Origin of the sequence: Erythrobacter sp. R86502, from assembly GCF_042466465.1 — a bacterium.
Lineage (GTDB): Bacteria > Pseudomonadota > Alphaproteobacteria > Sphingomonadales > Sphingomonadaceae > Erythrobacter.
Genome location: NZ_JAXHCJ010000001.1, coordinates 2,524,948 through 2,535,374, shown reverse-complemented (window position 1 = coordinate 2,535,374; position 10,427 = coordinate 2,524,948). Strand labels below are relative to the sequence as shown.

The 10,427-nt window shown below is 58.1% G+C and carries 10 protein-coding genes; 7 read left to right on the top strand and 3 right to left on the bottom strand.

The features are described from left to right. Window positions 1-52 precede the first annotated feature (52 nt). The 3 genes from SJY33_RS12230 to SJY33_RS12220 all read left to right on the top strand — a co-directional run bounded on the left by SJY33_RS12230 (window position 53) and on the right by SJY33_RS12220 (window position 3,091). Window positions 53-784, top strand: coding sequence for a hypothetical protein (locus tag SJY33_RS12230; protein ID WP_379923044.1), 732 nt, complete (start codon window positions 53-55; stop codon window positions 782-784). Beyond that, a complete protein-coding gene (locus SJY33_RS12225; protein WP_379923043.1) occupies window positions 777-1,856 on the top strand; it encodes a GSCFA domain-containing protein in 1,080 nt (359 codons plus the stop codon). Before SJY33_RS12230 ends, SJY33_RS12225 begins: the two co-directional genes overlap by 8 nt. Window positions 1,857-1,963: 107 nt before the next feature. Further along, window positions 1,964-3,091: a hypothetical protein gene (locus tag SJY33_RS12220; RefSeq protein WP_379923042.1), complete on the top strand. Its 1,128-nt coding sequence runs from the start codon at window positions 1,964-1,966 to the stop codon at window positions 3,089-3,091. 93 nt (window positions 3,092-3,184) lie between these two features. On the opposite strand, the gene SJY33_RS12215 is transcribed toward SJY33_RS12220, so the two are convergent. Then, window positions 3,185-4,378: a sulfotransferase family protein gene (locus SJY33_RS12215; protein WP_379923041.1), complete on the bottom strand. Its 1,194-nt coding sequence runs from the start codon at window positions 4,376-4,378 to the stop codon at window positions 3,185-3,187. A 402-nt stretch (window positions 4,379-4,780) separates the two neighbouring features. Here SJY33_RS12215 and SJY33_RS12210 point away from each other — a divergent pair, with 402 nt between their 5' ends. From SJY33_RS12210 to kdsA, 3 genes are all read left to right on the top strand, one after another. After that, window positions 4,781-5,197 carry a hypothetical protein gene (locus SJY33_RS12210; RefSeq protein WP_379923040.1) on the top strand — a complete coding sequence of 139 codons (417 nt, stop codon included), beginning with the start codon at window positions 4,781-4,783 and terminating at the stop codon, window positions 5,195-5,197. A 143-nt stretch (window positions 5,198-5,340) separates the two neighbouring features. Further along, window positions 5,341-6,057: a hypothetical protein gene (locus SJY33_RS12205; RefSeq protein WP_379923039.1), complete on the top strand. Its 717-nt coding sequence runs from the start codon at window positions 5,341-5,343 to the stop codon at window positions 6,055-6,057. Between the two features lie 83 nt (window positions 6,058-6,140). Further along, window positions 6,141-6,977, top strand: coding sequence for a 3-deoxy-8-phosphooctulonate synthase (gene kdsA, locus SJY33_RS12200; protein WP_379923038.1), 837 nt, complete (start codon window positions 6,141-6,143; stop codon window positions 6,975-6,977). Between the two features lie 229 nt (window positions 6,978-7,206). Here the strand turns inward: kdsA and SJY33_RS12195 are convergent, their stop codons facing one another. After that, on the bottom strand, window positions 7,207-7,728 hold the full coding sequence (locus SJY33_RS12195; RefSeq protein ID WP_379923037.1) for a sterol desaturase family protein: 522 nt from the start codon (window positions 7,726-7,728) through the stop codon (window positions 7,207-7,209). Window positions 7,729-8,043: 315 nt separating this feature from the next. Between SJY33_RS12195 and SJY33_RS12190 the strand changes: the two genes are divergently transcribed. Continuing rightward, window positions 8,044-8,787 carry an SDR family NAD(P)-dependent oxidoreductase gene (locus tag SJY33_RS12190; RefSeq protein ID WP_379923036.1) on the top strand — a complete coding sequence of 248 codons (744 nt, stop codon included), beginning with the start codon at window positions 8,044-8,046 and terminating at the stop codon, window positions 8,785-8,787. Here SJY33_RS12190 and SJY33_RS12185 read toward each other — a convergent pair. Beyond that, window positions 8,770-10,278: an LTA synthase family protein gene (locus tag SJY33_RS12185; RefSeq protein WP_379923035.1), complete on the bottom strand. Its 1,509-nt coding sequence runs from the start codon at window positions 10,276-10,278 to the stop codon at window positions 8,770-8,772. The two genes, SJY33_RS12190 and SJY33_RS12185, sit on opposite strands and share 18 nt — an antisense overlap. Window positions 10,279-10,427 lie beyond the last annotated feature (149 nt).

Sequence of the window (10,427 nt, the reverse complement as noted above, 5' to 3'; positions counted from 1 at the left end):
TAGCGCAGTCGCAATAGCGTAAAGCCTACGAATATGGAGCCAATGAACGACTATGGCGGATGCCGCGCTCACCGAAGTGCCAATCTTGATCCTCGGAGAAAGCCACTCAACAGCAATTTCACGGGCGATTGAGATTGAAGAGGATATACCTTTCGTCAGCATTGACGTGAGGACCGGCAGTGACAAGTCAAAGATTAACTATGAACTATTCAGTTTTTACAGGCCCGAAAAACTTGTACTTGCCTTTGGCGGCACTGAACACAACATCATCGGCATGATCGAAGGGGAGCCCAAATACGACTTCCTTTGGCCCCCGTTTGACGACTTTGACACGGAGCGCACGCTGATTCCAGCCAGCGCGATCGAGGAAATCCTCGCTTTACGGATAAAAAGTGGGTTGCGCAGAGCATTGCGTGTCCGCGAACTTTTCGATTGCCCGGTTTTCGCACTTGCGCCGCCACCGCCATTCCTTGCGATTGACGATGCAGCCGCGCTGCCCAAAGCCTTCGCCTCGTTGCTTGAGGCCGGCATTGCGCCAGCGCCGATCCGCCGGAAGCTATATGCCGTACAATGTGCAGTTATGCAGTCCCATTACGGAAGCCACGATATTCCCTTAATCAGTGCGCCGAAAAAGGCGTGCGACGCTAATGGCTATATCCTGCGCAAGCTGTGGGGCCGTGATCCCACACATGGTAACCGACATTATGGTCGGATCCTGGTTCAGCATCTAAGAGACAAACTGGGGGTCAAAGAGAACGCCGCGGAAAAGAAGACAGATGACTAAGCATCACCCCTATGTCGGCCGACCGGATTATCAGTTCTGGCGCAAGGAACCCGGCGTTGCAGAACCGTCTCTGTTCGACCCTGTAGGCCAGCCAAGTTTTCTCATCGATCCGAAAGTCAAGGTGGTGACTGCAGGGAGCTGCTTCGCGCAACACGTTGCCCGGTACCTCGCAAAGACCGGTTTCAATTTCCTTGTCACCGAGCGGCCCCACCCCCTGCTTACCGAGTCTGTTGCCAACAAGCTGAACTACGGGCTTTTTTCAGCGCGGTATGGCAATATCTACACGACACGGCAGCTGCGACAGTTGCTTGAGCGCGCCTACGGGTCATTCAAGCCAGTCGATGGAGCATGGCAGCGCCAGGACGCGCGCTGGGTTGATCCATTCCGGCCGCAAGTCCTACCAGGCGGTTATGTCAGCCCGCTCGAAGTCGAACTTGATCGTGAACTTCATCTTGCGGCCGTTCGCCACGCGATCGAGGACATGAACGTGTTCGTCTTCACGCTAGGCCTTACCGAAAGTTGGCTCGATAGTCGCGACGGTGCGGTCTATCCGCTGGCGCCCGGGGTAGCCGGCGGGGTCTATGACGAGAACATCCACGCCTTTTGCAACTTCGACATCGAAGATGTGGCTGCCGACCTTCAGTGGAGCCTCGACTTCATCCGTTCGCGCAACCCTTCGGTGAAGTTCATCCTCACCGTGTCGCCCGTTCCGCTGAACGCAACCGCGCTTGATCGTCACGTGGCGGTATCGACGGCCTATTCGAAGGCAGTCCTGCGGGTGGCGGCAGAAAGAATCTGCAACGCCAATGACATGTGCGACTATTTCCCGTCCTACGAGATCATTACCAGCCCGATAACGCGCGGCGCCTATTTCGAAGATGATGCCCGCGAAATCCGCCCTGAGGGCGTGCACCACGTCATGTCGCTATTCCTCAAACACTACGCAGGGATGCAGACTGGCACGTCGAAGCCTGCGTCCCGGGAAACGCCGAATAAGGTGCCCGGCCGGATAGAACAGGCCGAAGCGCTGATGCAGGCGCTGTGCGACGAAGAGGCGATCGACAACATTTGAGACAATGGCACTTGCCCGACCCTGGTGATCGGAAGGACAGCCCGCGTCGCTAACTCTCTCGTACCGATTGTCCGGCTTCCGGATCGAACCATCAGGCATTGGATCAAGTGGCAAAGTTCATACTTCACATTGGCGATGCAAAGTGCGGCAGTACTGCCATACAAAACGCGCTTTACCTGTCGCGCGGGCGCTTGGCAGCCAATGGCATTTATTACGATACGCATTTCCCCAATTCGGGCCATACGGCACTCACGCTCCTGATTGGCCAGCGTAGCAGGGGGGGCAGTGCAGCGCGCGAGGTGCGGGCCGCCAAAACGCTCGGCTTGCTTCAGAAGGAAGCGCGAAACTTCGAATGGGTCGTCTTGTCAGCGGAAAACTTCGTCAATCTGTCGCCCGACATCGTAGCCGAACTTTCAGAAACCATCGCAGGGCCAGTCGAAGCTTTCGAAGCAATTGCCTATGTCCGCAGCCCGGTGGCAATGTATGCGTCCAGCATCCAGCAGATTATCAAGGGCAGTCACCTTTTCCCGGCTCCCGAAACCTACCATCGCCGCATCGACCGAAAGCTGAAGGATTGGCTGGCCTTCATCGGACAGGAACGGTTCGAGGTGCGGTTGTTCGAACGGCAATCGCTGGACGGCGGGGATGTGGTTACAGATTTCGCGAACTATCTGACTCACGTCACCGGCACTCCGATCTGTTTGCCTTCCGGGGCTTACAACACGTCACTGACTGCCGAACAGACGCGGATTATGCAGCAGTTCCGATTGGCTGTGTATCCCGAACAGTCGGGGACGCTCCTTCCGGGCAGCACGGCACTGGCGAAGTTTTTTGCAGCGCTTAACGATATCAGATCGGTGGGTAGCCCGGTCGTGATTTCAGACCTTGCCCGCGATGTCATTCGTGCCCGCAATGCCGATGTCGCGCGCGCGCTGATGGAAGCTTTCCCAAGCCTTGTGTTCCCCGACTTTTCAAAAACGGACATGCCCCTGCCTCAGGGGCCGTTTCCATGGACCGGCGATGACAGCATCGAGGCCGTTCTTGCCAATTTCGATAGCGGAATTGCCGCCCACTTGGCCACCCTTCTTCCCGAACTGAACGGCGGGCGCGGGTTGGACGATCAAACCATAACCGCCGCCATGTTCGGACTGGGTTTTCACGGCGTGGCCGAACAGACGGCATTCCGCACGGCGTACGCGGACTATTCGAAAGCTCGGGCCCTTCGTCACAGCTAGGTTGGTTCGCGATCGTCCACATTCAGCGCAGATCAAACCAAACAGCCGGCATGACTCTAACAGAAAAGCATTTTCTGGATTCCCAAACATCGCTCAGGATGCGTCAGCCGGTTCCAGGTTGCAGAGGCTTGCGACGGTGCGGCGCTTGCCGCGTGGCGGGCGATGATCATCACGCTTTGCGACAATCGGATCAAATCCTGTCACTTCCGGCCTGTTTGCGTCCAATTCAAATTGGCTCAAATCCGCCCCTACAAACTCTAGGTCTATCGCTTTTGAGTTCATCAAGTTTGCAATAGCGAATTGCTGATCTTCGAAGCGCTGGCGGTAATCATCAATACTCGCCGCCTGCTGCTCGCGAAGTTTCTGAAGTTTGTGAGCGGCTATGGTCTTTTCAAACGCCACCAGGATGGGGCCAATAAATTGCTGCACAAGGGCATCAAGATCCCCGTGGATCCTGTTGAGCAAGTCATGGTCGTGTGGTTCTTCGCCCTGCTCAGCCCACTTTTCATGTATCGCGTATACTTCCTCGGACCAGGCAGCCACGGCCCCTGCAGACGTTGCCTTCTGCGCTTCGTGATGGTGGCGTTCGGATTCCGATATGAAATTCGAGATCTGCTTTCGCCTGGCAGCCGACAAGGCCGGCCAAGATACTTGTGCGTTTGACACAACAGTATCGATCACTTGCTGGCTATCTGCAAGGAGGCCATCATATGTCACGTGGAGCCGGGGAAATTGCCTCGAATGACGTTCTGCTTCGAGCACGTAGCGCAGCCAAAGCAATTCGCTTATTGTCGGGTCGAAACCATTGCGGGCCCCCAGAGATTTGCCTATCTCAGCGGGGCTGCGAACAATGTTGGCGACCACCGTCTTTGCGCCAAAATCGTTGAGCACGGTTGTCCAGAACGGAACCAGCTTGGAAACTCTGGGATCCTTCAACACGAAGAGCCGCGATTTTTTATATTCGGATTTGAGACAATCGAGAGCTTGTGTCCGAAAGTCTTCGAAGCTTGCACTCTTGTACCAATCGTCCGGTATCAATTCCGGACTGTGCCATGAATTGCCAGCAGACTCGAGAATTCGGTCATTGAGACGGACAAGAACCTCCGACTCCCAATGCCCCTTTGCATTGCTAGCAAGATTCTCAGCGGCCCCACCCAAAAGCGTGGCCGGGAGATCTGCGCCCAAGAGAGATATGAGGCGCGTGAGGGCTGATGTCCCGCTCCTGTGCATGCCGAGCACCAGGATACACGTCTTGGAATGGCCTTCATTGTCCAAAGTCACTGCCACCTCGAAAAAAACTCTTCAATTGACGAACATTGCCTAGGCAACAAGCAACTCGGCCACTGATCCGACGTCATCTGCAATCCGATAACCTGAAATGACCCCGTTCGCGCGCAATCTCAACCCAATTTCCGACGGGTATGGCTATCGCAGCAATTGCTGCGGCATCAACGGGATGCGGGGAAAGGTTCTTGAATGCCTTAGGTGCGGCAATCGTTGGTCCTTGCCTGGCGAGTGTACGCCCTCCGGTCGCGGCGCCCAACCCTTATGTTTGCCTCGCGCCGATAAGCGACGTTGGCCGTCCAAAGCAGTCTGTAGTGGTACTGGCTTTGTAAAGTCGACGCAGTCGCGGGCCTCGCGTCGTTGGAATCATGCGGTTATCCGCGCTGCTTTAAGCCGGAAAACTCTATGCGAGCGCGCGGTGCCCTCATTCGTGCTGTGATTGACTTTCGCCGGACGGATGATGTCGCAGAACAACAAAAGATACGCGAACAGATTGCAGGTCTGCTGGATGTGGCAGCTGAAGCTGCGCAATCATCGACTTCGGATAAACCGCATCCCGCGACCGCCAGATTGCTTGAATCAAAGCAATATCCATTACGGCACATAACGTCCGGCCATTGGGTCGAGATCAATTCGATGTTGCCTTGGGCAGCACTGACGGGACATAACCGTTTATCGTTTCGCCCGATGCCGAACGGATCGACCGCAGTGCAAGCGGCGTCTGGATTCGATTCATTTCGAAGACCCGACCCCGTCATTCTGCGTAGGTTGGTCGGGTTCGTACATAATGATATTCTTGATGAAACTGCCGGATATGTCTGACGTCGTCGCGCCTTGCCAGATCGGGCGACGCTTGCGGATAGGACCGGAATCCTGCTAGGCGTAGCGCTGGTGGCGTATATTGGCCCGGCGCGCGGGGGCGCCAGGCAAGCAACGGGTTTCACTGGCGTTTCAGAAGGTTGAGTATGAGCGAAAATTCCCCCTTCAAGGTCTTTATCGGTTACGATTCACGTGAGGATATCGCCTATCAGGTCGCGCGCCGATCCCTGCTTCGTCAGAGCGGTCCCGAGGTGACGGTTCACCCCATCCGCCAACCTGCCCTGCGCGAGCTGGGGCTCTACACCCGCCCCAAGGATGTGACTGCAACCACGGAGTTTTCGCTCACCCGTTTTTTGACGCCGTATCTCGCTGCTCAGCAAAGCGGCTGGACCTTGTTTACCGATTGCGATTTTCTGTTCACCACCGACATTCGCGGCGTGCTCGCCGATCTCGACCCTGCCAAGGCGATCTATGTGGTCCAGCACGAATACGATCCCAGTCATGACATCAAGATGGATGGCAAGAAACAGACGCGCTATCCGCGCAAGAACTGGTCATCGTTCATGCTGTTCAACAATGCCCATCCCGATGTGAAGGCGCTGACCCCGGATCTGGTCAATTCAGCCACGCCGGCGTTCCTGCACCGTTTCGAATGGATCGCCGACCAGTCCCAGATCGGCGCGCTCGATCTGGACTGGAATTTCCTCGAAGGCGAATACCCCAAGCCCGCCAAGACACCGCGCGTGATCCACTTCACGAACGGCGGGCCATGGTTTGCCGAGTGGTCCGATTGCGATTACGCCGATCTATGGCTGGCAGAGGAAGCCGCCTATCTAGCCACGCCCGAGGCGCAGGCAGCCTGATCGGCCGCTTCGCGGCACGCAAGTTATGCCGCGCCCTGCAGGTGCGCGGGCGTTCCCCATTCCAAAGCAAACAAGGTTTTACCATGGAAGTCACCCTCGACGACAGCATCGTCTTTTCCAACGAACGCCCCTTTGTCCTGATCGGCGGGATGAACGTGATCGAGGACGAAGACATCGTGTTGGAGGTGGCGCAGGCTTATGTCGACGTCACGGCAAAGCTGGGCATCCCCTATGTCTTCAAGGCTTCGTTCGACAAAGCCAACCGTTCGTCCATCACCTCGTTCCGCGGACCCGGTATGGAAAAAGGACTGCAGACACTTGCTGCCGTCAAGGAACGGTTCGGCGTCCGCGTGCTTACCGACGTACACGAACCGTTTCAGGCAGGCCCCGTGGCTGAAGTGGCCGATATCATCCAGTTGCCAGCCTTCCTGGCACGGCAGACAGATCTTGTGGTGGCAATGGCCCGCACAGGCGCTGTCATCAACATCAAGAAGCCGCAGTTCCTCGCTCCTCACGAAATGACGCATATCATGCGCAAGTTTGCAGAGGCGGGTAACGAACAGATTATCCTGTGCGAGCGGGGCAGCTCGTTCGGCTACAATAACCTTGTGGTTGATATGCTTGGGATGGACATGATGAAGCCTATGGCGCCGGTCGTATTCGACGTGACACACGCATTGCAGAAACCAGGGGGGCGCAGCGACAGTGCCGATGGTCGCCGCGCTCAGGTCGCCGCCCTGGCCCGTTCGGGAATGGCGCTCGGCATTGCGGGCCTGTTTCTCGAAGCGCACCCTGATCCTGATAACGCCAAGTGCGATGGCCCCTGCGCGCTGCCGCTGGATGCGCTTGAACCGTTTCTTGCGCAGGTGAAGGCGATCGACGACGTAACCAAGGCACTGCCGCCTTTGATCACCGGCTAAGACGCATCGGGCCGGGAGAGCGAGCAAGGCTCTTTGATGACGATAGTCTTCGCGAAATGCGGATTGCAACGGGGCCCGATCGCCATGGCGCAGGCTTGACGAGTGCCGGCGGTCATACCTTGTGGCCTATGCCGGGCGCCAAATGCACCGCGCCGGAACTTTCGTGCATGTATCAGAGCTGAGGCAGCGTATGCCTACTCCGGGCGTCGGCAAATCTGGCCCCCGCAGTTCAGAGCTTGTCGTTTGCGGAGATATTGGTCGAAAAGACGCGGTCCCAGACCATACCGGTAATCGCATAATTGCCCTTCGCACGCAGATGGTGGTGGCGCATGTGATGGGTCTTGAGCCGCCGACCCAAGCGCCCCTTCATCGGGAACTGATGACACGCGTAGTGGACAAGATCATACAGGACATAACCAGACATGAAGCCGAGCAGGAACCATGTCCCTGTGGGACCAGCCACGGCGACAGCGGCGATCCAGATTAGCAGGCCCACCGGAATGCTGACGATCGGGGGCATCAGGTTACGCAGCGGATCATTCGAATCAGTATGGTGATTGCCATGAATGATGAAGACGGCGCGCTGAAGCAGTGCCGAGCGCGGTTCGAAATGGAAGACATGACGATGCAGCATATATTCTGTCAGCGACCATGCCAGCCAGCCCAGGCCGATCAGCGCCGGCGCCCAAGGGGTCGGCGCATAATCTATCGCAACATAGGCAATAGCGGGCAGCAGGATTGCCCAAAGCACGACAAAACCCCGTATCGAGACGACGGTCAGCCGCTCAAGCCGGTTACTTCGAAACAAGGTCACGCGTGTGCGAGAGGATAGCGACCCTTCAGACATTACAACGCTCTTCTTCGCTCCTGCAAAATTGTCAACGCCGATACGATATACGACACTGAAATTACGACAATTGGATGTTAGACCGCAACTGCGAGATAATGAGCGGACCGGTCAGGCCAGATTCGCTGACACGTAGTGCTAACTGGCCCTCCATAGTCAATCCTTGACCGCAGGCCGAGTTCCATCCGTATAGCAAGCATGACTGTAAAAACACCCTCAGTGCATATACGTATCTTCATCACTGGCGCATCGGGTGCGCTCGGATGCGCGCTCGCGCTCAGGCTGGCGGGTCCCGGCGTGAGCCTGTCGCTGTGGGGTCGCAACCGGCCACGACTGGATGAGGTTGCCGGCTTTTGCCGCGAACGCGGTGCAAATGCCGAGGTCCGCTCGCTCGATCTTTCCGATTGCGACGCGGCCCTGGCTGCATTGCACAACGATGACAATAAAGGCCCCTTTGATCTGGCATTTCTCGTTGCCGGACAAGGCGATACGCTTGCGCCCGGTAGCATCGTCGAGAACCCGGCCCAGGTCGTGCGTCTCGCGCAGACCAATTTCGTGGCGCCCGCCGCAATGGCCGCCGCGCTGGCCGCGCGCATGGCAGCGCGTGGTGCGGGACGCATCGGCGTGGTGGGAACCGCCGCAGCATCGCACTCCCTTCCGTTCGCCGCAGCCTATTCGGGAAGCAAAGCCGGGCTTTCCCGATACATCGACGCGCTGCGGCTTGCAGTCAGCCGATATGGGGTGACTGTCACATTGGTATCACCCGGCTTCTTCGCGGGGACGACGCCGTCGCGTCCCGGCGAGATTTCGGCTGACGAGGTTGCCGGAAAAATGATTGCCGCGGTCAGGGCGGGACGGGCCGAACTGGTAGTACCCCGGCGGTTCCTGCTGCTTCGCTGGTTTGATCGGTTGCTGCCCCGCCCCTTTCGGGATCGGTTGCTGCTATCACTCCGCGCGCCCTAGGCAAATGGCATCCAGAATAGCGTGATGGAGTTCGGCGGGCGTTAGGTCGCATTCGGCTGCGCTGCCGGGCATGGGGGTGCCATCGGCGGAATAGCGGATCAACACGTAGGGCGTATGACGCTCCGTACCGGGCTCGCTGGCACCGGGGATGCTGGGCCGATGGTCACCGAAAAAACATAGAATGGTGGGCCGACCAATGCCCGGAAGAGCATCCATCAGGCGCGCCAGCATGGCATCACTGCGGCCCAGCAGTTTCAGGTAAGGGGCAGCGCTGTGCGCAGCGTCGGCGTCGCCCGGCGGCCATGGGCCATGATTTTCGATCGTCACCGCATAGATCAGGCTGGCGCCTGCACTGTCCTGTTCGGCAAGGTTGATAATTCGGTCGGCAACAGCTGCATCGGTGACATAGCGCCCCTCCCCCGGTGCCGGAGGATCAAACGCGTCTTCGCCGACAAGCCTATCGAACCCTGCTTCGGGCATGAGCCGGTCCCGTCCATAAAAACGCATGTCATGCGGGTGGACGAACCAGCTCGTCCAGACGGAACGGTCAAGCCGGTTGGGAAGCGCATGACTGGCCTCGCCACGCGCGGTCAGAAAGGGGTCGAACCGGCGCGTCCCGAGCATGTCTTCACCGCGCCCGAACAACACGCCGAATTCGGTTCTCATCGTGTAGGCCCCAAAGCCGGACACCATAAGCCGACCATGTTGGAAGGCGCCGCGCCGTGCCGCTTCAAGTCCGGGGAGCAATAGCACCGGATCGCCAAGCAGCACCGCAGGGTCGGTAAAGGATTCGCACTGGACAATCACCACCAGCTGACGCGATGCACCGGCAATCGGCGGCAATTGGCAGGGCTCGGGATCTGCGGTGTGGCGCCATGCATACCAATGGGCAAGGAGACAAGGCACCAAACCATGCCGCATGACGTCATGATCAGGATCGGGCACATCGTTGGACGCTGAAAAATCAATGTGGCGCAGAGCGGCAGCGATCCCCCCGCCCGCAATGAGCCCCAGCCCAAGACCCGCCAGCCTCGCCGCCAGATCAAGATTCGATAGCGCCGCCAGAATGATGAAGAGGCCAGCCACCCCCCCTGCCAGGACCACCACCTGCACCGGACGTAACGCAGTGAGGTAGAATTGCGGTTGCTGGAAAACCGCTCCGATCAGCGCGAAATCAGTAAAGACGAGCGGCTCGCCCAAAACCCGGCGCTTTATGTTTGAAATCAGCGCGAACGCCCCAAAGAGCGCCGCCACCACCACTCCCGACACCACAGGCGCGCCGGTCAGAATGAGCGCGAGCGCATAAACCAGCATCGCGGCCAGCACGAGCACCACGGTCCCGCCAGGGCTGCGCAGCGGGAGCGACATTCGCCCGCGCGGGAGCGCGAAGGCATCGGCCAGGACTGCAACCAGACATGCCAATGGCGCGGCAACCGCGATTTCGCGCCATACCTCGATCATGCCCGCCTCACCGAAAGCAATGCAGTGCATGGCCTGCAGAACTGCATAACGCTCCCATCATGCGCGACCGTGATCATAAGCGCACGGCTAGCTTCGAACGACCATGGAAAGCAAAAACAAAATGCTGTTCCATCATCGACAAACCGATGCCGAGACGCTTAGACAAGCACACGCCTATC